The sequence below is a fragment of the Duganella violaceipulchra genome (assembly GCF_019166075.1).
GTDB lineage: Bacteria > Pseudomonadota > Gammaproteobacteria > Burkholderiales > Burkholderiaceae_D > Rugamonas > Rugamonas violaceipulchra.
Genome location: NZ_JAHTGR010000002.1, coordinates 304,658 through 327,262, shown reverse-complemented (window position 1 = coordinate 327,262; position 22,605 = coordinate 304,658). Strand labels below are relative to the sequence as shown.

Annotated in this window: 26 protein-coding genes; 12 read left to right on the top strand and 14 right to left on the bottom strand. The window is 64.0% G+C overall.

Features of this window, described 5'->3' with window-relative positions:
- Window positions 1-138 precede the first annotated feature (138 nt).
- Window positions 139-918 carry a helical backbone metal receptor gene (locus KVP70_RS04405; RefSeq protein ID WP_217940869.1) on the top strand — a complete coding sequence of 260 codons (780 nt, stop codon included), beginning with the start codon at window positions 139-141 and terminating at the stop codon, window positions 916-918.
- A 17-nt stretch (window positions 919-935) separates the two neighbouring features.
- Here the strand turns inward: KVP70_RS04405 and KVP70_RS04400 are convergent, their stop codons facing one another.
- From KVP70_RS04400 to KVP70_RS04385, 4 genes are all read right to left on the bottom strand, one after another.
- Window positions 936-1,307 (bottom strand): HPF/RaiA family ribosome-associated protein, encoded by a 372-nt coding sequence (locus tag KVP70_RS04400; RefSeq protein ID WP_217940868.1) that lies wholly within the window; start codon window positions 1,305-1,307, stop codon window positions 936-938.
- A 69-nt stretch (window positions 1,308-1,376) separates the two neighbouring features.
- Window positions 1,377-2,042 (bottom strand): DUF1345 domain-containing protein, encoded by a 666-nt coding sequence (locus KVP70_RS04395; RefSeq protein WP_217940867.1) that lies wholly within the window; start codon window positions 2,040-2,042, stop codon window positions 1,377-1,379.
- Between the two features lie 13 nt (window positions 2,043-2,055).
- Complete coding sequence (locus KVP70_RS04390) at window positions 2,056-3,288, bottom strand: MFS transporter (protein ID WP_217940866.1); 1,233 nt, start codon at window positions 3,286-3,288, stop codon at window positions 2,056-2,058.
- A gap of 84 nt (window positions 3,289-3,372) precedes the next feature.
- Window positions 3,373-4,401, bottom strand: coding sequence for a CDP-6-deoxy-delta-3,4-glucoseen reductase (locus KVP70_RS04385; protein WP_217940865.1), 1,029 nt, complete (start codon window positions 4,399-4,401; stop codon window positions 3,373-3,375).
- Window positions 4,402-4,412: 11 nt separating this feature from the next.
- On the opposite strand from KVP70_RS04385, the gene KVP70_RS04380 reads away from it, so the two are divergent.
- On the top strand, window positions 4,413-5,291 hold the full coding sequence (locus KVP70_RS04380) for an SDR family oxidoreductase (RefSeq protein WP_217940864.1): 879 nt from the start codon (window positions 4,413-4,415) through the stop codon (window positions 5,289-5,291).
- Here the strand turns inward: KVP70_RS04380 and KVP70_RS04375 are convergent, their stop codons facing one another.
- Window positions 5,292-5,555, bottom strand: coding sequence for a hypothetical protein (locus tag KVP70_RS04375; protein WP_020705386.1), 264 nt, complete (start codon window positions 5,553-5,555; stop codon window positions 5,292-5,294).
- A gap of 163 nt (window positions 5,556-5,718) precedes the next feature.
- Between KVP70_RS04375 and KVP70_RS04370 the strand changes: the two genes are divergently transcribed.
- Both KVP70_RS04370 and KVP70_RS04365 read left to right on the top strand, forming a co-directional pair.
- Window positions 5,719-5,964 carry a hypothetical protein gene (locus tag KVP70_RS04370; RefSeq protein WP_229224590.1) on the top strand — a complete coding sequence of 82 codons (246 nt, stop codon included), beginning with the start codon at window positions 5,719-5,721 and terminating at the stop codon, window positions 5,962-5,964.
- 258 nt (window positions 5,965-6,222) lie between these two features.
- Window positions 6,223-6,462, top strand: coding sequence for a hypothetical protein (locus tag KVP70_RS04365; protein ID WP_008445950.1), 240 nt, complete (start codon window positions 6,223-6,225; stop codon window positions 6,460-6,462).
- A gap of 93 nt (window positions 6,463-6,555) precedes the next feature.
- Here the strand turns inward: KVP70_RS04365 and KVP70_RS04360 are convergent, their stop codons facing one another.
- From KVP70_RS04360 to KVP70_RS04345, 4 genes are all read right to left on the bottom strand, one after another.
- A complete protein-coding gene (locus tag KVP70_RS04360) occupies window positions 6,556-6,747 on the bottom strand; it encodes a hypothetical protein (RefSeq protein WP_217940862.1) in 192 nt (63 codons plus the stop codon).
- A 96-nt stretch (window positions 6,748-6,843) separates the two neighbouring features.
- Window positions 6,844-7,737, bottom strand: coding sequence for a UCP032817 domain-containing protein (locus KVP70_RS04355; protein WP_217940861.1), 894 nt, complete (start codon window positions 7,735-7,737; stop codon window positions 6,844-6,846).
- Window positions 7,738-7,883: 146 nt separating this feature from the next.
- Window positions 7,884-9,725 (bottom strand): CHASE domain-containing protein, encoded by a 1,842-nt coding sequence (locus KVP70_RS04350; protein ID WP_229224589.1) that lies wholly within the window; start codon window positions 9,723-9,725, stop codon window positions 7,884-7,886.
- 192 nt (window positions 9,726-9,917) lie between these two features.
- The gene (locus tag KVP70_RS04345) at window positions 9,918-11,684 is read right to left on the bottom strand and encodes a glutamine--tRNA ligase/YqeY domain fusion protein (RefSeq protein WP_217940860.1); all 1,767 of its coding nucleotides are present in this window, start codon (window positions 11,682-11,684) and stop codon (window positions 9,918-9,920) included.
- Between the two features lie 167 nt (window positions 11,685-11,851).
- Here KVP70_RS04345 and KVP70_RS04340 point away from each other — a divergent pair, with 167 nt between their 5' ends.
- The 4 genes from KVP70_RS04340 to KVP70_RS04325 are packed head-to-tail and all read left to right on the top strand — an operon-like array spanning window position 11,852 to window position 14,343.
- Window positions 11,852-12,145 (top strand): DnaJ domain-containing protein, encoded by a 294-nt coding sequence (locus tag KVP70_RS04340; protein ID WP_217940859.1) that lies wholly within the window; start codon window positions 11,852-11,854, stop codon window positions 12,143-12,145.
- A gap of 28 nt (window positions 12,146-12,173) precedes the next feature.
- Window positions 12,174-12,677 carry a hypothetical protein gene (locus KVP70_RS04335; RefSeq protein WP_217940858.1) on the top strand — a complete coding sequence of 168 codons (504 nt, stop codon included), beginning with the start codon at window positions 12,174-12,176 and terminating at the stop codon, window positions 12,675-12,677.
- Between the two features lie 2 nt (window positions 12,678-12,679).
- Window positions 12,680-13,456: a hypothetical protein gene (locus tag KVP70_RS04330; RefSeq protein ID WP_217940857.1), complete on the top strand. Its 777-nt coding sequence runs from the start codon at window positions 12,680-12,682 to the stop codon at window positions 13,454-13,456.
- A gap of 14 nt (window positions 13,457-13,470) precedes the next feature.
- Window positions 13,471-14,343 carry a hypothetical protein gene (locus tag KVP70_RS04325; protein ID WP_217940856.1) on the top strand — a complete coding sequence of 291 codons (873 nt, stop codon included), beginning with the start codon at window positions 13,471-13,473 and terminating at the stop codon, window positions 14,341-14,343.
- On the opposite strand, the gene KVP70_RS04320 is transcribed toward KVP70_RS04325, so the two are convergent.
- A complete protein-coding gene (locus KVP70_RS04320; protein WP_217940855.1) occupies window positions 14,340-15,233 on the bottom strand; it encodes a LysR family transcriptional regulator in 894 nt (297 codons plus the stop codon). The genes KVP70_RS04325 and KVP70_RS04320 overlap by 4 nt on opposite strands.
- 105 nt (window positions 15,234-15,338) lie before the next feature.
- Here KVP70_RS04320 and KVP70_RS04315 point away from each other — a divergent pair, with 105 nt between their 5' ends.
- Window positions 15,339-16,589 carry an MFS transporter gene (locus KVP70_RS04315; protein ID WP_217940854.1) on the top strand — a complete coding sequence of 417 codons (1,251 nt, stop codon included), beginning with the start codon at window positions 15,339-15,341 and terminating at the stop codon, window positions 16,587-16,589.
- Here KVP70_RS04315 and KVP70_RS04310 read toward each other — a convergent pair whose 3' ends face one another.
- The gene (locus KVP70_RS04310) at window positions 16,590-17,204 is read right to left on the bottom strand and encodes a hypothetical protein (RefSeq protein WP_217940853.1); all 615 of its coding nucleotides are present in this window, start codon (window positions 17,202-17,204) and stop codon (window positions 16,590-16,592) included. It abuts the gene before it with no gap.
- Window positions 17,205-17,355: 151 nt separating this feature from the next.
- Between KVP70_RS04310 and KVP70_RS04305 the strand changes: the two genes are divergently transcribed.
- The gene (locus KVP70_RS04305) at window positions 17,356-18,114 is read left to right on the top strand and encodes a DUF1223 domain-containing protein (RefSeq protein WP_262311757.1); all 759 of its coding nucleotides are present in this window, start codon (window positions 17,356-17,358) and stop codon (window positions 18,112-18,114) included.
- A 129-nt stretch (window positions 18,115-18,243) separates the two neighbouring features.
- Complete coding sequence (locus KVP70_RS04300) at window positions 18,244-18,579, top strand: hypothetical protein (protein WP_217940852.1); 336 nt, start codon at window positions 18,244-18,246, stop codon at window positions 18,577-18,579.
- A gap of 323 nt (window positions 18,580-18,902) precedes the next feature.
- Here the strand turns inward: KVP70_RS04300 and KVP70_RS04295 are convergent, their stop codons facing one another.
- From KVP70_RS04295 to KVP70_RS04285, 3 genes are read right to left on the bottom strand one after another with little or no spacing between them, the layout of a single operon-like run.
- Window positions 18,903-19,700, bottom strand: coding sequence for a hypothetical protein (locus KVP70_RS04295; protein ID WP_217940851.1), 798 nt, complete (start codon window positions 19,698-19,700; stop codon window positions 18,903-18,905).
- Window positions 19,700-20,929, bottom strand: coding sequence for a CaiB/BaiF CoA transferase family protein (locus KVP70_RS04290; RefSeq protein ID WP_217940850.1), 1,230 nt, complete (start codon window positions 20,927-20,929; stop codon window positions 19,700-19,702). Before KVP70_RS04290 ends, KVP70_RS04295 begins: the two co-directional genes overlap by 1 nt.
- A gap of 36 nt (window positions 20,930-20,965) precedes the next feature.
- Window positions 20,966-21,706, bottom strand: a complete 741-nt coding sequence (locus KVP70_RS04285) for a M48 family metalloprotease (RefSeq protein ID WP_217940849.1) — start codon at window positions 21,704-21,706, stop codon at window positions 20,966-20,968.
- Between the two features lie 100 nt (window positions 21,707-21,806).
- Between KVP70_RS04285 and ugpQ the strand changes: the two genes are divergently transcribed.
- Window positions 21,807-22,559, top strand: a complete 753-nt coding sequence (gene ugpQ, locus KVP70_RS04280; RefSeq protein ID WP_217940848.1) for a glycerophosphodiester phosphodiesterase — start codon at window positions 21,807-21,809, stop codon at window positions 22,557-22,559.
- Window positions 22,560-22,605: the final 46 nt, after the last annotated feature.

Here is a 22,605-nt window from a genome sequence, read left to right as displayed (position 1 = left end):
GTCTTTCAGGATGCTGATGGGCAAGCACAGCAATCATAGCTGAACTGCCCTGCATCGCGTGTAAATTTCGTCCCCGCAGTTGTTGCACGTTGTATCCGCAGATGCTTCAATGTCGCATTGCTTACATTGGATGACAACATGGAATATACCGACGCGATCGGCACACCGCACCAGGCCGATCCGCACGCGCGCATCGTCTCGCTGGTGCCGTCGATTACCGAGCTGCTGTGCGACCTGGGACTGGCCGGGCAGCTGGTGGGGCGCACCGGCTTCTGCATCCATCCGGCCGAGGTGGTGCGGGCCATCCCCAAGATCGGCGGCACCAAGGATGTGAATATCGAAAAAATCCGCAAGCTGGCGCCGACCCATCTGGTGGTCAATATCGACGAGAACGAGAAGCCGACCGTCGAGCTGCTGGCGGAGTTCATCCCGAATATCGTGGTCACCCATCCGCTGCGTCCGCGCGATAACCTGGATCTGGCGCGCCTGATGGGCGGCGTGTTTTGCCGCGAGCAGGCGGCGGCCGACTGGTGCGCGGCGTTCGAGGCGGAATATGCGCTGCTGCGCGCCATGCCGCCGGGCCGGCCGCAGACGATGTTGTACTGCATCTGGCAGGACCCGTGGATGACGGTCTCGCGCGACACCTACATCGCCCGCATGCTGGAGGAAATCGGCTGGAGCATGCCGGAACTGGGCGAGGCGCGTTATCCGCGTTTCGAATGGTCGTCGGAACTGATCGCGCAGGTGGATGGGGTGTTGTTGTCGAGCGAACCGTATCGCTTCACGGAAGCCCATGCGGATGCGCTGGAAAAACAGATCGGCAAGCCGGTGCTGCTGGTCGATGGGGAGATGATGTCGTGGTATGGCAGCAGGGCGCTGCAAGGCTTGCGGTATTTGCGGGAGCTAGCACAGCGCTAGCTCCGCCCATGTCAGAATTATTCGGTGTCTTCTGCGTCGGCTTCGGCCGCCACGGCGCCGTTGGCGTGACGCTTGTCTTTGTCATGCAGGCGGCCCAGGGCGCTGTCGATGGCGCGCTTGAGTTTGTCCGCCGAACCGCCGATGGCCTGGTGCAGCGTGGCGGCGTGATCGCTGACGGCGATCGGTTGATAGCCGGTGACGCGGGCTTCCATCAGGCAGCGATTGTCGCCGTCGGCCGATTTCTGCACCAGGTTGTCGCTCAGGTGGACTTCGACGCGGGTGATCTGCTCGCCGAAGCGGTGGAGGGCATTGCTCACGACCGTTTGTACATGTTCATCCAGACCGGCGTGGCGGTCGATGGTTTTGTCGGCATTGATATTGATTTGCATAAGCTTGCTCCTGTTTGTTGAACTGCAATTCAATATTACTCCTTTTCTTCTTATGTTCTCGTTAAGTCTCTAAGCATTGATGAGCGAGGCGGCAATGTTGATCGACAGCCCAAGGATGGCCAGGTTGTAGAAGAAGCACAGCACCGATTGCCCCAGCACCACCTGGCGCATGGCGCGGCCGCGCACGGCCACGTCCGAGGTCTGCACCGCGACCGAGATCGTGAATGAAAAATACAGGAAATCCCAGTAGTTCGGCACCAGCTGCTCGTCCGGAAATTGCAGCGGCCGTTCGCCGTCATCCTTGATGTAGTACAGATGCGCGTAGTGCGAGCAGAACATCACACCGATCATGAACCACGAACCGGTCAGCGTCAGCACCACGAAGCCATAGTGCAGCGCCATGTCGCTGGCCTTCAGGTCTTTCAGCGCCGACAGTTGCGAGATGATGGCCGCCAGGCTGATCATGATCGCCACCGACAGCGTGGCCAGGATCACCGGCCCCTTTTCGTCCTGGCGGCAGGCGGCGCGCTTGATGTCGTGCTGGTCGGCGCGCACCATCATCCAGCCCATCATCAGCAGATAGGACCAGACGGCGATATTCCAGCCCGTCAGCAGGCGCGCCAGCAGCGGCCAGCTTTGCGGCAGCAGCGGCCCGACGAGGGCGCCCAGCGCCACCGCCAGGCTCAGGTGAGGGCGGCTGTGGATGATGCCCGGCAGTGGTATGCGTAGACTCATGGCTTAACCTCGCTCATTGTTTGTCCTCATGTGGGAAACGGTCCATGCGCGACAGTACAGGGAACAGCACGGCCCAGGCGCCGGTCACGGCCAGGGTGGCGGCGCCGCCGAACAGCACCGCGCGCGTCAGGCCCATCCAGCCGGCGGTCAGGCCGGATTCAAATTCGCCCAGCTCGTTCGAGGCGCCGATGAACACCGAGTTCACGGCGCTGACGCGGCCGCGTATCGCGTCCGGCGTTTCGTACTGCACCAGCAGGTGGCGCACGTAGACGCTGATCATGTCGCCGGCGCCCATCAGGAACAGCGCCGCCAGCGCGACGACGAAGCTGGCGGTGGCGCCCAGCACCAGCGTGCAGACGCCGAACACGCCGACGCCGCCCAGCATCCACAGGCCGACCCGGCGCGTGATGGGAAAGAAGGCCAGCGCGATCGAGCACAGGGCGGCGCCGGCGCCGGGCGCGGTGCGCAGCATGCCCAGGCCGGTCGGGCCGACCTGCAGCACGTCGTGCGCCAGCGCCGGCAGCAGCGCGGTGGCGCCGCCGAACAGCACGGCAAACAGGTCGAGCGAGATGGCCCCCAGCACCACTGGCTTGGACCAGACGAAGCGCAGCCCTTCGAGCACCGTGTGCCAGGTGGCCGGCTCGCGGTTGCTGGGCTGCTTGACCGACTTGACCAGCGACATCATCACCACCGCCGCCACCAGCAGCGTCGAGGAAATCATATAAACCGTTTTCGGCCCGGCCAGGTAGAGCAGGCCGCCCAGCGTGGGGCCGAGGATGACGGCGACGTGGAAGCTCGACGAACTCAACGCGACGGCCTTGCTGAAGCTCTCTGCCGGCACCAGGTTGACCAGGATGGCTTGCGTGGCCGGCCCCATGAAGGCGCGCGCGCTGCCGAACAGCACCAGCACGGCGAACACCGGCCACACGGCGCCGAGCCCGGCGATGGTGAAGCCCAGCAGCATCAAGCCGCACAGCAGTTGCGCGCCCATCGTCAGCGCGATCAGGTTGCGGCGGTCGTAGCGGTCGGCGGCGTGGCCGGCGAACAGGATCAGCAGCAGGAAGGGCGCGAACTGCGCCAGGCCGATCAGGCCGAGGTCGAACAGGTTGTGGGTCAGCGCATAGACTTGCCAGCCGATGGCGACGTTTTGCATCTGGACCGCCAGGGTGGCGAGGGTGCGGGAGGAAAGGTAGAGCGCGAAGTTACGGTGGCGCAGGACGCTGAAGCCGTTGCTGGGTCTGGTCATTTGAGCTTTCAGGGGGGAGGAGCTGGGGGCTCCGCCCCGAGCCTGGGACTCCGCATCCCTGCCTGCTCCCGGTGGAGATGATGCTTAGGGCTGGTTGATGTCGGCTTCGGTGGTGAAGGCGTCGGCGTAGAATTCATCCTCCGGCAATCGGCATTGCGCGACGAAATCGCGCTTGGCGGAATCGACCACGATCGGCGCGCCGCAGGCATACACCTGGTGGCCGGACAGGTCGGGCAGGTCGGCCATGACGGCGGCGTGCACGAAGCCGGTGCGGCCGCTCCAGTGGTCTTCCGGCTGCGCGGCCGAGATCACCGGCACGTAGCTGAAGTTCGGCAGGATCGCTTCCCATTGGCGGCACAGCGCGTCCATGTACAGGTCCTGCGGGCGGCGGCCGCCCCAGTACAAGGTCATGGCACGCTGCGAGTCCTGCGCGCGCAGGTGCTCGATGATGGCCTTGATCGGAGCGAAGCCGGTGCCGGAGGCCAGCAGCACCATCGGCTTGTCGCTGTCCTCGCGCACGAAGAAGGTGCCCATCGGGCCTTCGAAGCGCAGGATGTCGCGTTCCTTCAGGGTGCTGAACACCTGTTCGGTGAACAGGCCGCCCGGCATGTGGCGGATGTGCAGGCTCAGTGGCTGATCCTGGTCCGGCGGCGAGGCCAGGCTGTAGCTGCGGCGCTTGCCGTCGCGCAGCATGAATTCGATGTACTGGCCGGCGCGGAATTTCAGCGTCTCGTTGGCCGGCAGTTGCAGCGTCATGACGATCACATCCGGCGCCAGTTTTTCCAGCGTCGCCACGCGCGACGGCATCTTGCGGATCGGGTAGTCGTCGCTGCCGGCCACTTCGCGCGCTTCGATCACCAGGTCGCCTTGCGCGGTGGCACAGCAGAACAGCGAGTAACCGGCCGCTTCCTCGTCCTTGGTCAGCGCGCGCTCCTGGTGGGCCTTGTGTGTGACCGAACCGGAAAGGACTTTGCCTTTGCAGGAACTGCATGCGCCGTTCTTGCAGCCGTAGGGCAGGCCGACGCCGGCGCGCATGGCCGCGGCCAGCACGGTTTCGTCTGGTTCGCAGCTGAATTGATGGCCGCTGGGCTGTACAGTGATTTGAAACGTCATACAATCCTTCAATGAAAAAACTTACTAATCAAAAATTCAAGCTGCCGCGCCTGTTGATCGTGGGCTGCGGCGATGTCGGCATGCGGCTGGTGCCGCTGTTGCGTCCGTATTTTCGCGTGTTCGCCACCACCAGCCAGCCGTCGCGCTGCGCCGAATTGCGCGCGCTGGGCGCCGTGCCGCTGGTGGCCGACCTGGATCAGCCTGCCACGTTGCGGCGCCTGGCCGGCCTGGCTAACCATATCGTGCACCTGGCGCCGCCGCCCGCCGAGGGCGCGCTGGACCGGCGCACGCGCAATCTGACCGCCATTTTACCTGAGCACGCCCGCTTGGTTTATGTCAGCACCACCGGCGTCTACGGAGATTGTGGCGGAGCGTTGTTTGACGAGAGCCGTCCGGTGGCGCCGCGCAACGCGCGCGCCGTGCGCCGGGTGGACGCGGAGCAGGTGTTGCGGGGCTGGGCGCGGCGCGCCGGCGGGCAATTGTCGATCCTGCGGGTGCCGGGAATTTATGCCGCCGACCGCCTGCCGTTGAAGCGTTTGCAGGCGGGCACGGCGGCGCTGGTCGAGGCCGAGGATGTGTACACCAACCACGTCCATGCCGACGACCTGGCCGCCATCATCGCGCGCGCACTGTTCCGCGCCTTGCCCAACCGGGTGTATCACGCGGTGGACGATAGCGATATGAAGATGGCGGAGTATTTCGACGCGGTGGCGGACGCCTTCCAGCTGCCGCGCCCGCCGCGCCTGGTGCGCGCCGAGTTGCAGAAAGTGGTGACGCCGGCCTTGCTGTCGTTTATGTCGGAGTCGCGGCGGCTGAGCAACGGCCGCATCAAGCGCGAGCTGGGCGTGCGGCTGCGCTACGCCACCGTGGCGCAGATGTTGAAGGGCTGATCAGGCACGCGGCGGGCGCTTCTTCTGCTGCACGCGCTGTTGCTGCTTCTTCTGGGTCTGGACTTTGTTCTGCTTGGCTTCGTGCAGGGCGACGGCGTCCTTGCGGGCCTGTTCCGGCGTGCGCAGTTCGGGATCGTTATCGTGCGCCACGAAATATTCGGCGTCCTGGGCGTCGACCACCAGCTTGATGGCGGCGGCGTCGTCGAGGTCATAGATTTCGTGAAGCAGCGTCGTTACTTCGTCGAGGAATTCTTCGTAGGTCATGGGAGTATTTGTAAAAACAAGTAAAGACGGGGAAGAAATTGCACTAGTGCAAGTCGTTGCCGTGGGGTTTGTGCCAAAATGGCAACGCAATTTGTATGAGCTATATCAATCAAGTCTGCACATGATACGATATTGTTAGCCATCTCACGAAGGAGCCATGGGTATGACAGCCACTTCCCATCCCAGCAAGGAGCAGGTTCGCGCCTATATGCACCAGCGCGAGTGCGACCGCCGTCCTCCGCCTACGCCGGACGAGATCCGTCGCCAGCTGGGCTGGTACTACAACTCGCGCGACATCGACTTCCTCGCTTCTTCCTCACTTCTCTTCCCAGGCTCTATCGCCCAACTGGCCGCTTTGATGGCCGTTGAATGGTGTTTTCGTGCCGCCGGCCTCAGCCGTTCCCGCTAACTTTACCAATATTTATACCTTTTCTCGCAACAAATATCTTCCTAGCACAAGAAATAGGGGTAAAATCTCTCTAAATCTCACAGAAATGTCTGATGAGTTAGCCGTTCGTTAACGTAAACGTGTATTATCTCGGCTAAGCACTAAAAACCGGTATAAATGACTGTGTTTTGTAGTGCTTCATTGGTAATAGAGCTAAAAATTTTTTTTACCCATGTGTCGTTTTTTGACTAAGACGGCCAGAACCTACTTAAAAACATTATGTCTATCAAAGAAATCACCGCATCGCCGACCTACAACCCAAATCGCGTGCTGGACGCCATCATCGAGAAGTTGCAACTGAAAAACGATGCCGCCCTGTCCCGCGCACTGGAAGTAGCGCCACCGGTCATCAGCAAAATCCGTCACAACACGCTGCCTATCGGCGCGACCATCCTGATCCGCATGCACGAGATCAGTGATTTCAGCATTCGCGAGCTGCGCGAATTGATGGCGGCCTGATGACGGGCCTGTCGTAAAAGAAAACGGCGCGGACCTCTCGGTCACGCGCCGTTGTCTTATGCGGCTTGGTTGGTCTCGCCGTTGGCCTGGTGCTCAGGCCGACGTGCTGATGGTGGTGCCGATGCGCTGGCCGCTGGTGTTGACGGTCGGCGCGGCTGCCACTTGCGGCGGCGCCGGCGGCGTGACGCGTTCGGCGGGTTTGTCCGCCGCCTTCACCGGCTCAGGCTGGCGGGGCGGCGTCGCTTGTACGGCGGCAGTACTGGAAGCTACGGTATTGACAGCCATGATGAACTCCCATCATCCATAAATATCCCCAGAGTATGCCACTTATTTGAGCAGCCCGCCTGTTCGCTTCGCCATGTGTGGCGCAAACGCCAGTGCTCAGGCCGACGGCGCCAGGCGCGGACGGTCGCTGTAGAAGCTGGCGACGCGGGCCTGCTCGATGATCGCACCGGCGTCGGCTGCCGTCTGCAAGCCTTCCGTCACCTTGCCTGGTGCGGCCGAATAGGCCGTCACGCCTGGCGCGGCCGAGTAGGCGGTCTTTGCCGAAACGCCAGGTGCGGCCGAGTACGCGGTTTGAGCGGCAACGCCAGGGGCGGCCGAGTAGGCAGTCTTTGCGGAAACGCCAGGAGCAGCTGAATACGCGGTCTTGGCGGCGACGCCAGGAGCGGCCGAGTAGGCGGTGTTGGCGGCAACGCCAGGAGCTGCCGAGTAGGCGGTGTTGGCGGCAACGCCCGGAGCGGCCGAGTAGGCAGTGTTGGCGGCCACGCCAGGGGCGGCCGAGTACGCCGTTTTGGCGGCCACGCCGGGAGCGGCCGAATAGGCGGTGTTGGCGGCAACGCCAGGCGCAGCCGAGTAAGCCGTCGCGCCTGGGGCTGCCGAGTAGGCCACGTCCTGATGCGCGGCGCCGCGCAGGTAGGACTCGCCAAAGGTCGCCTCATACAATTCCTGCATGCGATGGCCGAGACGCTCGTGCGCCATCAGGTCGTCCTCGCCGCGCAGGCCGATGTAGGGGAAGTGGTGCAGGAAATAGCCGAACACGGCGTCGCAGTCGACGGCGTATTTCATCGTGTCCAGGATGTGGTAGTGCCAGAAGGTATCGACGTCGACCAGCGGCGCGGTCTGCTCATTCGGGAACTGCTTCATCAGGAACAGGAAACGGCGATACTCGGTTTCGATGGCGTTGGCGCGTTCCAGCGACCAGCCTTCGCCAGACTCTTTGTGCATCAGCTTGACTTTGATCGGTTCCAGGTCCAGGGCATTGATGACGTTCATGGCATTTCCTTTGGGTTGATGAGGCGGGTTGAAAAAATAGAACAAATGCAATTCTTGCCCAGCGCCAGCAGAGCACTTTGATTTTTCTCAAGCTTTGTCAGGAAGGTCCTACGGTATTGGGAATGTGCCGACGCGAACGCAGCCAATTACGCTGGCGCGTCGGCCGCCAGGCGGGTGGCGAGCTGGTAGTCGTCGGCCCCCGGCGGCGGCACGTAATCGACCGGCACGGAAATCGTGACCGTGGTGCCGGCGTTGTGGCCGCCGGTGATGGCGCAATGGCCGCCGAGCAGGCTGATGCGCTCTTCGATGCCGACCAGGCCGAAGGAACCGACTTTGTTGCGGCTGCTCTCGCGCAGGCCGACGCCGTTGTCGCTGATGGTCATGCTGAGCATGCCGCCGGCCTGGCACAGCTCGACCCGCACCAGGCTGGCGCGCGCATGCTGCAAGATGTTGCTCAGCGATTCCTGCAGCACGCGGAAGAAGGCGGTGGCGCAGCGGTCGTCGATGCGGATGTCGCTCTGGTGCTCGATCAGTTCGCAGACCATGCCGGAGCGCTGGCGGAACTGGGCGATCTGCCATTCCACCGCCGCGTTCAAGCCCAGGTCCAGCACGGTCGGCCGCAGGTCGTTGATGATGTGGCGCACGCTCTTGATGGTGCTGTCGATCTGGGTCAGCGTGCTGCGCGCGCGCGCATGCAGGCGCGGGTGGTTTTGCCGGGTGCGCGAGGCCAGCAGGTCGGCCTCGATGCGCAGCACCAGCAGGTTCTGGCCCAGGTCGTCGTGGATTTCGCGGGCGATGCGCTTGCGTTCCTGCTCCTTGATCTGGTCGGCGTGGGCCGCCAGCTGGCGCAGCTTGTGGTGCGACAGTTGCAGCTTGGCCTGGCTGTCGCGCAGCTCCTTGGTCATGGCCTTGGCCATCTTGATGGCGCGCATGCGCGACGACGACAGCGTGTGGAACAGCAGGTAGAACAGCAGCGAGCCGACAAAGCCGCACGCCATGGCCAGCCACGGCAGGAAGGCGTCGAAGCGGCTGTACCAGACCGCCTTGGGCGCGCTGAAATGGGCCGACCATTGTCGGCCGTTGAAGTCCAGCGGCAGCACGATGGCGAACTGGTCGTCTCGGTGCGCCGCGTGGCGCGCGGTGGCGCTGTTGTCGTACAGCAGGGTGAGCGGCGAGACGCTGCCGTCGGCGTTCCTGCCATCGTCGTACAACATCAGGTGCACTTCGCGCACCTGCATCTGGTCCATGGCCGCGCGCACCAGGCGCGGCACGCTAAAGCCTATGCCCACCGAGCCGATGTAGGCCGCCCGGCGTTGCGCCACGTCGGTGAGCGGCACGTCCTTGCGGTAGAGCGGCAGGCGCATCGCCAGCGCCCAGCCCTGGGAATTGCGGGTGTTTTCGATCGGCATGCCGGAGGTGATCAGCTGGCCGGTGTCGCGCGCCAGCACGATGGCGCGCGCGGCCTGCTCCCTGGCGCTGATGTCGATGCCGAGCCGATGGCGGTAGGGGGCGATCGGCTCGATCATGGTCAGCACCGAATACTCGTCGCGCCGGCCGGCGGGCTTGATGGTGAAGTTCGGGTAGCCGTCCGGCTGGCCGTCGCCGCTGCGGGCGGCGGCGCGCTCGAAGGCGTCGCGCTGGGCGTCGGTGACGCGCTGCGTGAAGTTGATGTTGTCGAGCGCGGGAAATTGCTGTCCCAGGTCCAGTCCGTTGACATAGCGGTGGAAGCTGGCGCGGTCGACCCGGTCGCTGGCGTCGAAGAAGCTGGCGGTGCCGCGCAGCACGTCGGTATAGGCGTTGATGCGCGAGGTGATGTTGTACTGGGCGTTGCGGGCCTGCTGCGTGAAGCGCTCGGCGGCATCGTGTTCGATGGTTTTGTAGACCATCACATAGAACAGCGCACCGATCCCCAACGATAGCAGGACGCCAGCCCACCACACCGGCTTGGTCGGAGAAAACAGTTGTTTTTGCGCAAGTAACGCTACCATATCGATTGCTAGAAGCAACTCCTGGGGCCGGATGTAGGCTGAATATAGGAAACTTTGACGATGCTAGTCAAGTAAATTTGTTATTTTGCTATTTGTCCTGGACGTTTTGCCATCGCCGGCGATGCAAAAGGCCGGCGCCTCCCATCGGGAGGCACCGGCCTTGGCAGTTGTGGCGGGTCGTCTCGGTGGCGCTTACTTGGCGACCCAGCTGTCTTTCAGCGTGACGATGCGGTTGAACACCGGCTTGCCTGGCGTGGAATCGACGCGGTCGGCGACGAAGTAGCCGTGGCGCTCGAACTGGAAGCGCTGGTCCGGCTGGGCCGCGCTCATGCCCGGCTCCAGCCAGGCGGTGATGACTTCCTTGGCGTTCGGGTTCAGCAGCGAGATGAAGTCCTTGCCGCCGGCGTCCGGGTTGGCGTCGGTGAACAGGCGGTCGTACAGGCGCACTTCGGCTTCCAGCGCGGTGGCGGCGGAAACCCAGTGGATGTTGCCCTTGACCTTGTAGTTGTCCGAGCCCGGCGTGCCCGATTTCGAATCCGGGAAGTAGTTGACGTGGACGGCGATGACCTTGCCGTTTTCATCCTTGTCGTAGCCGGTGCATTCGGTCACATAGCCGTGGCGCAGGCGCACGCGGCTGCCCGGCTTGTCGTCGACCGGTGGCGCATAGCGGAAATAGCCCTTGCTCGGCACTTCCATGAAGTCCTCTTCCTCGATCCACAGCTCGCGCGTGATCGGGAAGGTGCGCACGCCCATTTCCGGGTGGTGCGGGTGGACCGGCGAGCTGCATTCCTCGCTCAGGCCTTCAGGATAGTTGTCGATGATCAGCTTGAGCGGACGCAGCACGGCGGTGGCGCGCGGCGCCTTCGGGTCCAGGTCTTCGCGGATGCAGCCTTCGAGCGTGCTCATGTCGATCCAGCCGTCGGCCTTGGTCACGCCGATGCGTTCGCAGAACAGCTTGATCGCCTCCGGCGTGTAGCCGCGCCGGCGCAGGCCGACGATGGTGGGCATGCGTGGGTCGTCCCAGCCGTCGACAATGTTCTCTTCCACCAGCTGGCGCAGCTTGCGCTTGCTGGTGACGACGTAGGTCAGGTTCAGGCGCGAGAACTCGTACTGGCGCGGCACCGGCAGCTTGAAGAAGCCGCCCGCCGACAGGGTTTCCAGCAGCCAGTCGTAGAACGGGCGGTGGTCCTGGAACTCCAGCGTGCAGATCGAATGGGTGATGTTCTCCAGCGCGTCCGAGATCGGGTGCGTGTAGTCGTACATCGGGTAGATGCACCAGGCGTCGCCGGTGCGCACGTGGTGGGCGTGGCGGATGCGGTAGATGGCCGGGTCGCGCAGGTTCATATTGGGCGAGGACATGGCGTCCTCGCTGGTCTTGGCGCGCAGGATGTGCTCGCCGTCGGCGTATTTGCCGGCCTTCATGTCGCGCAAGATCTGTAGCGATTCGGCGGCCGGACGGTCGCGGAACGGCGAATTCTTGCCCGGCGTGTTGAAATTGCCGCGGTTGGCCGCCATCTCGTCGGCCGACTGGCTGTCGACGTAGGCATGGCCTTGCTCGATCAGGTACTCGGCCATCGCGTACAGCTGGTCGAAGTAGTCGGACGCGTAGTGCAGATGGTGCTCGACGCCGCCGTTGGCGGCAGGGTAGTCGTAGTCAAAGCCCAGCCATTTGACGCTGTCGATGATGGTGTCGACGTATTCCTGCTCTTCCTTGGCCGGGTTGGTGTCGTCGAAGCGCAGGTTGCAGCGGCCCTGGTAGTCGCGCGCCAGGCCGAAGTTCAGGCAGATCGATTTGGCGTGGCCGATGTGCAGGTAGCCGTTCGGCTCGGGCGGGAAGCGGGTGATCACGCTCGGCATGCCCTCGCGCACGTGGGTGCCGGCCGCCAGGTCGGATTCGACGATGGCGCGCAGGAAGTTGGAGGTCAGGACGGGCGTTGGGCTGTTTTTGTCGTTGCTCATCTGAAAAGTTGGCTTTGCAAAAGTTCGAGTGAAGGGCATTTTACCGTATCCCCCCTATGACAGCGGCGGAAATGCTGCGTTGCGGCGGCCTGAGGCGGAAAAGGGGGCTGCCACACGGGTATAATTCGTCTTTAATTGTTTCGGCATCACGGCCCGGAGTTTCCAAAATGGAAAATTACTACAACACGCTGGGTGTCGCGCCTAACGCCACCGACGACGAGATCAAGAAGATTTACCGCTCGCTGGCGATGCGCTTCCACCCGGACCGCAACCAGACGCCCGGCGCGGAAGCGCGTTTCAAGGCCATCACCAAGGCCTATGAAATCCTGTCCGATCCGGTCAAGCGCGAGGAATACAACCAGCGCGTGAACCATCGCATCATCATCGACCCGGAAGCGGAAGCGTACCAGTTGTGGCGTGCGGTGTTCAACCTGCATGGCACCGTGCTGCCACCGGCCTGAGCCGGCCACATTCATCAGAAAGCAAGCAATGTCCAGAAAAGTACACCCTGAGTTCGCCTATCAATCGCGCGAGCTCGAAGGCCAGATCGATGGCATCCTGGGCGACCCGCCCGACCGCAAGAACTACCAGCGCATGATAGACGCGCTGGTGTCCGAGTACGCCAGCGGCGGCGGCATCGAGGACGTCAACATGCTGGCGTTCGCGCTGGTCGACCACATCGAGTTCAACAACCCGAAAGGCCTGCTGGCCGAGGCGGAAGACTACGAGTTCGGCGACGCCGGCCGCGTGTTCGCGATGGCCTCGTGCAAGGGCGAGGAAGCGGCGCGCATGTACGCGGCGCTGGAAGAGAACCTGCCGGACCTGGGCCGCCAGGCCATCATCACCGCCTTCCTGTTCAAGCATCCGCGCAAGTGGGACGACGACGACCAGTCGCTGGACCAGCTGTCGGCCAACGACGACGGCGACGATGTCAACGACGAAGACCAGGCGACCGACGACTTCGCCCAGATGTTCGATCAGGATGGAGACTGACCATGACTGAAAAAAGTAATCTGCCGGCGCTGAGCAAGCAAGTGACCGAGCTGGTGCTGGCCGGTTCGCTGGGCCATGCCGAACAAGCCTTCGCCGACGCGGCCGACCAGTTCGGAGACCTGGCGGTGGTGGACGTGCTCAACAACATCCCGCCGCAGGTGACGGCGCTGCACCTGGCCGGCTTCGACGGCGGCAAGATGTCGCTGGCGACGCTGCTGGTGCCGGCCAAGGCCTGGGCCGACAGCCTGGCCTTCTTCGCCGCGACCTGGCCGGACGACCAGATCGAGGACGATCCGGAGCGCATCGCCGAATCGCTGTTCGCCCACATCCACGGCATCGTGTTCTCCACCGACGACGAAGAGCGCCGCAAGGAACTGCTGGCGGCCGCTTCGGCCACCGACCACGGCTCGACCGCGTTCGCCATCCTGTTCTCGATGGCGCCGAAGGAAATCCTGGAAGTGGCCGGCGAGATCATCTCCAAGGGCCCCTACCTGACCGGCCAGACTTCGTCCGACAACGACGTGGTTCCGCTGGCCATCCTGCTGGCGCAAGCCTCGGAAGACGGCTGGGACCGCGCGCTGTTCGAGCTGTTCCCGGAGTTCCGCCACAGCGCCGACCTGGCCGACGCCGAGTTCAGCGACGACCCGGACGACGAGCCGAACTTCCTGCAGCGCTCCACCAAGGAATTGCTGTACCGCTTGCGCAAGCAGGTACCGTCCACGCGCAGCGCCGCCAAGCCTGGTTCGCGCCGCAGCCTGGGCACCGGCATTTTCTCGTGATGGATAACTGATACATGCTGCCAGCAATTGTCGTAGAAAATTTACCGCGCCTGACCCGCGCCATCCAGCAACTGGCGGCCCACCCGGACGACGAGGCCGCCTATTCGCTGGCCGATGAACTGACCGGCATCACCGCCATGGTGGCCGAGAAGTTCACCAACGACCGCACCGCCGACGGCATCCAGAAAGCCTTGCAGCTGACGGTGGGCGGCGTGTCGCTGGGGCTGGACCACGCGCTGATGCACGAGGGCGACCTGGCGGCGCTGGACTTCCTGATCGAGCACGGCGCCGAGCATGCGTTCCAGATCGGCTTCCGCCTGATCAAGGAATTGTCGGCCTTGCCGGAGGACTCCCTGGTCGGCGAGTACGATACCGATCCGGTGTATTCGGCGCGGCGCCTGCGCGACCTGTTCGTCGACCTGTGCCAGACCGATCCGAACCAGAACTGGAACGGCATGGAGCGCTACGAAGTGCTGCTCAAACAGCGCAAGGAAGTGCAGGCCGTGGTGCGCCTGGCCGGCTGGCTGCGCCGCCACCACAGCGAAGGCCCGGTCAACGACACCGACCTCAACGCGGAGGGCGTGATCGCGCTGTCCATCATCTTCGCCATCGAAGGTGGCGGCCGCGTGGTGGCGCGCACCGGACAGAAGGAGTTCGAGCGCTTCGTCAAGTCGGTGCGCAAGTCCAAGCCGGATTACGAAGAGGGCTGGGCGGCGCTGGTGGCCAAGGTGCCGGTGCAGCATCACCCGGTGCTGCTGGACCGCATCGCCAGCTATCGCACCGGCTGCACGGTGATCCAGAACATCAAAGGCCGCACGGCGATGAAAACGCTGTTCGCGGAACTGGAAAACTATGCCGGCTCCGAGCTGGACGCCGATTACAATTAAGCGGCGGCGGCCTCCGTCGCCACCGCGACGAAGGCCGCCACCAGCGGCGAGCTTTCATCCTTGCGCTGCGCCAGCAGCAAGGTGGTGTTGGCTTCCGGATCGGCCAGCGGGCGGTAGCAGACGCCGCCCATGTGGATGATGTCGAACGAGCTCGGCAGCACCGAGATGCCGCAGCCGGCCGCCACCAGACCAATGATGGTCGACGCTTCGTTCGCCTCCATCGCGATCGTCGGCATGAAGCCGGCCGCCCGGCACAGCCGGAAAATCTGATGATAAATCCCGGTGCCGGCCGTCTTCGGATACATCACGAACGGCAGGCCCTGCAGGTCGCTGATGGCGACCGCCTTCTGCTTAGCCAGGGGGTGTGCCAGCGGCAGCACCAGCGTCAGCGGATCGTGGCGCAGCACCGTCATCTCGACCGCGTCGGACACCGCCACTTCCGGCGGACGCACCAATCCCAGATCCAGTTCGCGCGCGGCGATGGCGTCGATCTGCGGCACCGTCGACATTTCGCGCAAGGTCAGCGTCACGCCCGGATAGCGCTGGCGGTAGCGGTTGACCACGGTCGCGAACAGCGGCGTCAGCGGGGTGGAGAAGGTGAAGCCGACCCGCAGCTCGCCGGCCTCGCCGCGCTCGGCCCGGCGCGCGGTCTGCACCGCCTGCTCGGACAGCGACAGCACGCGGCGGGCGTCGTCCAGGAACAGCTTGCCCGCTTCCGTCAGGCGCACCCAGCGCTTGCTGCGCTCCAGCAGCTGAGCGCCCACTTCGGCTTCCAGCATCTGGATCTGGTGGCTCAGCGGCGGCTGGCCGATGTGCAGGCGCTCGGCGGCGCGGGTAAAACTGAGCTCCTCGGCGACGGCGACGAAGTAGCGCAGGTGGCGGAGTTCCATCTGGGTTATCTTTTTAAAGTATGAGTAACGGCTTAAATATATATTGGACAGTGATTCGTTGCAATCCTAAGATGAAGACATCGTACCTCTGAAGAGATCACCACCATGTCGTTGAGCGCCGCCGCACTACCCGTTTGTTCCGCGCCATCCCTTCCTGTGCCGCACATCGCCGTCGGCAGTCCCGAATTCAAACGCAGCAGCCGCGCGCTGTTCTTCGGCGGCTTTTCGGCGTTTGCATTGCTGTACAGCGTGCAGCCGCTGATGCCGGTGCTGTCGCACGAGTTCGCGCTGAGCGCGGCCCAGAGCAGCATGGTGCTGTCGGTGTCGACCGGGGCGCTGGCGGTGTCGCTGGTGGCGTCGAGCGCGGTGTCGGAGCGGATCGGGCGCAAGCCGCTGATGGTGGCGGCGATGGTGATCTCGGCGCTGCTGACGATCTTGTGCGCGTTTGCGCAGAGCTACAGCCAGTTGCTGCTGATGCGCGCCGCCTTGGGCGTGGCGCTGGGCGGCATGCCGGCGATCGCCATGGCCTATCTGGGCGAGGAGATGGAACCTGGCTCGCTGGGCCTGTCGATGGGGCTGTACATCAGCGGCAGCGCGTTTGGCGGCATGTCGGGGCGGGTGATCGCGTCGGTGCTGAGCGATCATTTTTCCTGGCGGATGGCGTTGGCGGCGGTGGGCGTGGCCGGGCTGCTGGCGGCCTGGGAGTTCTGGCGTTCGCTGCCGGCGTCGCGGCATTTCGTGGCGGTGCGCAGCGGCTGGCGTAGTTTCCCGGCCGGCCTTAAATTGCATCTGTCCGATGCCGGCTTGCCGTGGCTGTTCTCGCTGTCCTTTTTGCTGATGGGGAGTTTTATCAGCCTGTACAACTACATCGCTTATCGCTTGCTGGCCGCGCCGTTTCACCTGAGCCAGAGCCTGGTGGGTGCGGTGTCGTTCCTGTATCTGCTGGGGATTTATGGTTCGGTGTGGGCCGGGCGCCTGGCGGACCGTTACGGCCGCCGTCATGTGCTGTGGGCGGTGATGACCATCATGATCGCCGGCTTGCTGCTGACCTTGTCGAACTGCTTGCCTCTGATCGTGTTTGGCGTGGCGATGTTCACCTACGGCTTCTTCGCCTCGCACTCGATCGCCAGCAGCTGGGTGGGGCGGCGCGCCACCACCAACAAGGCGTTGGCGTCGGCGTTGTATCTGTTTTTCTATTACCTCGGTTCCAGCGTGGTCGGCTCGGCCACCGGCGTGATGTGGGCGCGCGATGGCTGGCCCGGCGTGGTGCTGGTGTTGAGCGGCTTCCTGGGCCTGGCGTTCATGGTGGCGCTGCGCCTGCGTCGCCTGGCGCCACTGGGACAGGCCGAGCGTTAGTCAACGCGGGCAGTTGGCATAGGACCTTCTGCCGTCCGGGTGGATGTTGATGCAGTAGGTGACGATGGCGGTGACGATTTTGTAGGTGCGTGTTTTGTTTTCGCCGTCCGGTGTGCTCAGTTCGATGATCTTTGCGGCCTGGTACCATTTCGGCGGCACGGCTTCGTGGGCGGCGTCGATGCCACGTTCCAGGCGGGCCTGCTTGCTGTCCGGCGGCGGCACCGGAGCGCGTTCCGGGTAGGCCGCGCGCAATTCCTTGTCGATTTTTCTCACGTCCAGCCTGGCCTGGTTCAGGATGTCGCTGGCGCTTGGCGGCCGTTGCGCGACGGGCGCCTGGGCGAAGGGATCGTCGGGGATGCTGGCTGGCGTTGGCGCGATTGCCGGCGGTGACGGGCTTACGTCGACGGCTGGAAGCGTGATAGCTTTCGGCGTCGGCGCGACCTTGGCCTGAGGCTCGGATTTGACCTGCGGCTTGGGCGGGCTCTTGGCTGCTGGCCGCGCCATCGGCAGCAGCCACTGCATCGCCTCGCGGGGCGCGCGCGGAATGTCGGCGGCATGCTGGCGCTGCATGAATGCGTAGATGATCGCGATGTGCAGCAATCCGGTGATGAGCATTCCCGGCAGGTGGCGTGGTCGATATCTGAGCATGCCGCAGGATAACTTGTAAATTGGAAAACTGTTAATTTTGTCACAAGTCCTTACAAAGCTTGTAAGTTTGCCGCCGGCGGCGCGACCAAGGGACACCACTTACCGCCTTGGAGACGCCGTGAAGCATTTCATCCTGAGCCTGGCCGCTGCGGCTGCGCTGAATATTCCGCCGGCGCTGGCCGCCGGTTGCAGCGCGCAGAGCCCTGCATATCGTATCGCCTTGCTGGAGTTGTACACCTCCGAGGGATGCAGCAGCTGTCCGCCGGCCGACCGCTATGTCAGCGGCTTGCGCGCGGACGGCGTGACGGCGCAGCAGGCGGTGCTGTTGTCCGAGCATGTCGACTACTGGAACTACATCGGCTGGAAAGATCCGTTTTCCAGCAAGGCTTACACCGAGCGCCAGCGCTGGCTGAGCGACCTGGCCGGCTCGCGCACCATCTACACGCCGGAGATTTTTGTCGGCGGCAAGGAGCAGCGCGGCTGGCCGCGCGGCGTGGCGGACACGGTCAAGCGCATCAATGGCCTGGCGGCGCAGGCCGACATCGGCATCACGCTGGACGCGTCCGGCGCGGGCGGACTGGCGGTCAGCGTGACGGCCAGGTCGGCGCATGAAGGCAAGCTGTTCGTCGCGTTGGTTGAGAACGGTGTGGCCAGCCAGGTGAAGGCGGGCGAGAACAGCGGCCGCTTGTTGCGTCATGATTTCGTGGTGCGCGAGTGGTTGGCGCCGGTGCCGTTGATGTCGGGCGGCGCGGTCGTCAGCCGGACGCTGGCGCTGCCGGCGGGTGCCGCGGCCAGCAGGCTGGGCATCAGCGCTTTCGTGCAGACGGACAAGGGTGATGTGTTGCAGGCACTGTCGCTGCCGGTTTGCGGCGGCTAAATGTGACCGCCCACTGATCTGCATCAGCGCTCCATGGGTTAGCGTTTCGTCTGCAGAAACCGGCGCCGGCCTCCACTGTCGAACTTTCTGGGCACGTCTGTGCCGGAGAAAACAGAGGAGGGAGACATCATGCTGCAAGCGAACGACATCCAACATCGGTTTCATTTGTTGGAACAAGCGATAGGGCAGGCTGCGCAAGCCTGTTCGGCCGAGCGCCAGGTGCCCGGCGAACTGCGCGACAGTATTCAGCGACTGGACCGGCAATCCGATACGGCGAAGGAGGTGCTGTTGTCCCAGGACCAGCTGCGCATCCACAAGCTGATGCGCGAAATGGAGCGGCTGTCCGAGCGCGCCCGGCAGGTCTGCATCAACGTCCCGCATCTGTCGTCGCACATGCGTGGCGCGGTGAGCTATATGCATGGGCAAGTTCTGGAGCTCAAGCGGGATATGCGCATCAGTTCGTAACTACACGGAGGCGGGCCGCCTTCGCGGCGGCCTGTGAATGTGATGGATCACAAACAAGCCACCAAGACCCAAGTGGTTCACCTGCTTTGCAGTATTGCCTTGTTCCTGTTGTTGGACATGCTACTATTTTTTATCTCCCTGCTTTTTCAGAGCTGGGATTTTGTGAAAGGAGTTCGAAAATGAACAACCCTGCAGATCACAAAAAAGAAAGTTATGCGTGGCGCATGTTCAAGGAAAGTTTACGGCTCTATTTTCTTCCGATAACCGGCGCCATCCGAGCTATGAGGGCGGAAATGATTCGTGCCGATCGGAGGCGGAAACGTTCAAAAGACTGAGTCTTTTGGAATCATATGCCTGAATGTCGGCTCGATGTTTTTGGCATGCAGGTGCTGAATGATGTCTTCCAGCGTCGCGTCTTTCAACAGCAGGCCGGCCGGGGCGACATGCGCTGCCGGCGCCGCCGGTTTGTGCGCACGCTCCTTGCCGTGCGGCGGGTGCATGGTGGTGATGGCGTGCGTGAACTGCTTGTCGCTGATGCTTTGCAGACCCTCCAGGAACGCGGCTTGCGCGGCGTAGGGCGGCATCATTTCCAATCCCGATTCGTCGGCAAACGAGGCGCCCATGCCGGGATTGATGAAGGCGGCCCAGGTGCCGCTGGCCATGTGCAAACAAGGCGGCAGCTCGGCCGTCGTGCTGGTCAGGGTGTCGGGACGCAGGCCGATCTCTTCGTTCTGTATGTCGGGGAAGTAGGTCTTGCGCAGCAGGTGCAAGAACTGCTGGGCCTGATTCAGCGGCACCGGCGTCGCCAGCGACAGCCACAAGGAATAACCGTTGCCGCCGCTGATGCTGACCGCCGGCGCCGGCAAGCTCAGCTGATCCTGCAGCGCGTTCGCCACGCCGCACAGGCGGTCCCAGTGCTGCAGGGCCGGGGCGTCGCCCATGCGGTTGAAGTCGACGATCATCGCGCGCACCAGGCCGTTGTCCGAGACCAGGTTGATGGCGCCGGTCTTCTCGCCGCCCAGGTGTTGTGCCAGCATCTGCGGCGTCAGCGTGCCGGCCGGGAAGCACTCCTGGTCGTCGAGCAGGTACAGCCGCTGTAGTTCCGCGATCAGCTTGTCCATCACAGCACTCCTTGCGCACGCAAGGCGGCGATGTCGTTGTCGCTCTGGCCCAGCAGGCCGAGCAGGATCTCGTCGGTGTGTTGGCCCAGCAGCGGCGGCGCGACCGCGTTGTCGGTTGGCGTGAGCGACATCTTCATCGGGCTGCGCACCAGCTTGGTGCTGCCGGCTGTCGGATGCGGCACCTCCATCACCAGTTCGCGCGCCAGCACTTGCGGATTCCTGTAGACGTCGTCGAGGTTGTTGATCGGGCCGCACGGCACGCCGACCGCTTCCAGCTGGTCGATCCAGAAATCGCGCGGCTGCGCCAGCACCATCTCGGCCAGCAGCGGCACCAGCTCGTCGCGGTGCTGCACGCGCAGCGGGTTGGTGGCGTAGCGTTCGTGCGTGGCCAGGTCGGCGCGGCCGCCGGTTTCGACAAACTTCTGGTACTGGCCGTCGTTGCCGGTGGCGACGATGATGTAGCCGTCGGCGCACTGGAAGGTTTGGTACGGCACGATGTTCGGATGCGCGTTGCCCCAGCGCTTGGGCGGCTTGCCGCTGTTGAGGTAGTTGCTGCCCATATTGGCCAGCATGGCCACCTGCACATCCAGCAGCGCCATGTCGATGTACTGGCCTTCGCCGCTGCGATCGCGGTGCGTCAGCGCGGCGAGGATGGCGATGGTGGCGTACATGCCGGTCATCAGGTCGGTCAGCGCCACGCCGGCTTTCTGCGGGCCGCCGCCGGGCAGGTCGTCGCGCTCGCCGGTGACGGACATCAGGCCGCCCATGCCTTGGATCAGGAAATCGTAGCCGGCGCGGTGCGCGTAGGGGCCGTCCTGGCCGAAGCCGGTCACCGAGCAGTAGACCAGGTCGGGCTTGATGGCCTTCAGCGATTCATAGTCGAGGCCGTAGCGCTTGAGCTGGCCGACCTTGAAGTTTTCCAGCACTACGTCGCAGTGGCTGGCCAGTTCGCGGATCAGGGCCTGGCCGTCGGCGCTGGCGATGTCGATCGTGACCGAGCGCTTGCTGCGGTTGGCGGCCAGGTAGTAGGCCGCTTCGGTGGTGTCCTGGCCTTCGGCGTCCTTGGCATAGGGCGGGCCCCAGGCGCGGGTGTCGTCGCCGCTGCCGGGCCGTTCGATCTTGATGACGTCGGCGCCGAGGTCGGCCAGATTCTGCGAGCACCACGGTCCGGCCAACACGCGGCTGAGGTCGAGGACGCGGATGTGGCCTAGCGCTTTTGGAGCTGTCATGATGAGTGCAACCTTTTGAGTAATCCGATCAGGCCGCTAGTGTAGTGGCTCAGTCGGCGCTTGCACATAATTTTTTTGCAAGGTGGCGGCCAGTTCGCGCGCGGCCTGCCAGCGCAGCTGCGGCGATGGGTAGTCGGGTTTGCTGCGCCGCGGATGCACGCTGCCCCGGTACATTTTCTTGAAATAGTCCGCCAGCTGCGCCGCCGGCCAGCCGGCGCGCCAGGCCAGCAGCATGCCTTCGCGATCGGCTTCGACTTCCTGGGCGTAGTTGGTGGGCGCCAGCTGGTCGATCAGCTCGCTGTCGTGGTCGACCGCGTGCTCCAGTTCCATGAAGGGGCGCCCGGCCCAGCGCGGCGCCAGCTTCAGCGCCTGCTCATACTCCTTCAGGTTGTGGTGCAGGGCGGCGTGCTCGATTTCGTGGGCCAGCAGCATGGCCAGCTCGGCGTCGCCCAGTTCCAGCCGCTGCACATAGGCCTGGCTGACCAGGATTTTGCCGCCCGCCATGCAGTCGGCGTTCTGGTCGGGGTCGTTGGTGGTGTGGACTTCCCAGGCCCAGCTTGCCGTGTCGGGATAGTCGCGCCTGGCGCGGGCGATCAGTGTCGCGGCGACGGCGTTGACGCGGGCGGCGAAGCGGGCGTCGCCGTCCAGCACATGCTCGTCCAGGCGGGCGGCGTACACCTGGGCGGCGCGGGCGATGATCAGTTGCTGGGTCAAGGCGGCGTCCTGCGCGGAGCCGGCGGCGGGCGCGCCGGGCAGCAGGGCGAGCAGTACCAGCAACGTCGGCAGCAGCCGGCCTGCCCAGCGCCGCCTATTTGCCGCGTCCCGCATTCGTGATAATGTTGACATCGTGTCCATTACTGCTTTCGAGGCATCCACCATGTGGCCTTACCCAAAAATCGTTGCACACCGCGGCGGCGGCACGCTGGCGCCGGAAAACACCGTCGCCGGCCTGCGCGCCGGCCTGGCCTATGGCTTTCACGCGGTCGAGTTCGACGTCATGCTGTCGCGCGACGGCATCGGCATGGTCATGCACGATCCCGAGTTCGGCCGCACGGTGGCGGGGCAGGGCAGCGTGGCCGGGACCGACGCCATCGAGCTGTCCGGCATGGACGCGGGCAGCTGGTTCGGGCCGCAATTTCGCGATGAGCCGGTGCCATTTTTCACCCAGTTCATCGATTATTGCAAGCAGCAACGCATCTGGATGAACGTGGAAATCAAGCCGGCCGACGGTTTCGAGCGCGAGACCGGTAGTTGGGTTGCAAAAATAACACGCGAGCACTACGCGGCCGAGATCGCGGCGGGCGATCCGGCCGCCGTTCCCCTGTTGTCCTCGTTCAGCTTCGACGCCCTGGCGGCAGCCCGCGATGTGGCGCCCGAGCTGCCGCGCGGCTACCTGCTGGACCGCATCCCCGCCGACTGGCAGGCGCAGGCGCGCGAGCTGGGCGCCGTGGCCATCCACACCAACCAGAAGCACTTGACCCGGGAGCTGGCGGCGCAGATCAAGGCGGCCGGCTACGGGCTGTTTTGCTACACCGTCAACGATCCCGATCGGGGCCGAGAGATCCTGTCCTGGGGCGTGGACGGGTTCTGTACCGACCGAATCGATTTGATCGGCCCGACTTTCGCCTAAGACCCTGTGGCTCTCACGGTCATATATAATCAACCCTTTGCATTTG

Coding starts and splice junctions, on each gene's coding strand:
- KVP70_RS04405 (WP_217940869.1), top strand. CDS start 139: ATGGAATATACCGACGCGATCGGCACACCGCACCAGGCCGATCCGCAC.
- KVP70_RS04400 (WP_217940868.1), bottom strand. CDS start 1,307: ATGCAAATCAATATCAATGCCGACAAAACCATCGACCGCCACGCCGGT.
- KVP70_RS04395 (WP_217940867.1), bottom strand. CDS start 2,042: ATGAGTCTACGCATACCACTGCCGGGCATCATCCACAGCCGCCCTCAC.
- KVP70_RS04390 (WP_217940866.1), bottom strand. CDS start 3,288: ATGACCAGACCCAGCAACGGCTTCAGCGTCCTGCGCCACCGTAACTTC.
- KVP70_RS04385 (WP_217940865.1), bottom strand. CDS start 4,401: ATGACGTTTCAAATCACTGTACAGCCCAGCGGCCATCAATTCAGCTGC.
- KVP70_RS04380 (WP_217940864.1), top strand. CDS start 4,413: ATGAAAAAACTTACTAATCAAAAATTCAAGCTGCCGCGCCTGTTGATC.
- KVP70_RS04375 (WP_020705386.1), bottom strand. CDS start 5,555: ATGACCTACGAAGAATTCCTCGACGAAGTAACGACGCTGCTTCACGAA.
- KVP70_RS04370 (WP_229224590.1), top strand. CDS start 5,719: ATGACAGCCACTTCCCATCCCAGCAAGGAGCAGGTTCGCGCCTATATG.
- KVP70_RS04365 (WP_008445950.1), top strand. CDS start 6,223: ATGTCTATCAAAGAAATCACCGCATCGCCGACCTACAACCCAAATCGC.
- KVP70_RS04360 (WP_217940862.1), bottom strand. CDS start 6,747: ATGGCTGTCAATACCGTAGCTTCCAGTACTGCCGCCGTACAAGCGACG.
- KVP70_RS04355 (WP_217940861.1), bottom strand. CDS start 7,737: ATGAACGTCATCAATGCCCTGGACCTGGAACCGATCAAAGTCAAGCTG.
- KVP70_RS04350 (WP_229224589.1), bottom strand. CDS start 9,725: ATGGTAGCGTTACTTGCGCAAAAACAACTGTTTTCTCCGACCAAGCCG.
- KVP70_RS04345 (WP_217940860.1), bottom strand. CDS start 11,684: ATGAGCAACGACAAAAACAGCCCAACGCCCGTCCTGACCTCCAACTTC.
- KVP70_RS04340 (WP_217940859.1), top strand. CDS start 11,852: ATGGAAAATTACTACAACACGCTGGGTGTCGCGCCTAACGCCACCGAC.
- KVP70_RS04335 (WP_217940858.1), top strand. CDS start 12,174: ATGTCCAGAAAAGTACACCCTGAGTTCGCCTATCAATCGCGCGAGCTC.
- KVP70_RS04330 (WP_217940857.1), top strand. CDS start 12,680: ATGACTGAAAAAAGTAATCTGCCGGCGCTGAGCAAGCAAGTGACCGAG.
- KVP70_RS04325 (WP_217940856.1), top strand. CDS start 13,471: ATGCTGCCAGCAATTGTCGTAGAAAATTTACCGCGCCTGACCCGCGCC.
- KVP70_RS04320 (WP_217940855.1), bottom strand. CDS start 15,233: ATGGAACTCCGCCACCTGCGCTACTTCGTCGCCGTCGCCGAGGAGCTC.
- KVP70_RS04315 (WP_217940854.1), top strand. CDS start 15,339: ATGTCGTTGAGCGCCGCCGCACTACCCGTTTGTTCCGCGCCATCCCTT.
- KVP70_RS04310 (WP_217940853.1), bottom strand. CDS start 17,204: ATGCTCATCACCGGATTGCTGCACATCGCGATCATCTACGCATTCATG.
- KVP70_RS04300 (WP_217940852.1), top strand. CDS start 18,244: ATGCTGCAAGCGAACGACATCCAACATCGGTTTCATTTGTTGGAACAA.
- KVP70_RS04295 (WP_217940851.1), bottom strand. CDS start 19,700: ATGGACAAGCTGATCGCGGAACTACAGCGGCTGTACCTGCTCGACGAC.
- KVP70_RS04290 (WP_217940850.1), bottom strand. CDS start 20,929: ATGACAGCTCCAAAAGCGCTAGGCCACATCCGCGTCCTCGACCTCAGC.
- ugpQ (WP_217940848.1), top strand. CDS start 21,807: ATGTGGCCTTACCCAAAAATCGTTGCACACCGCGGCGGCGGCACGCTG.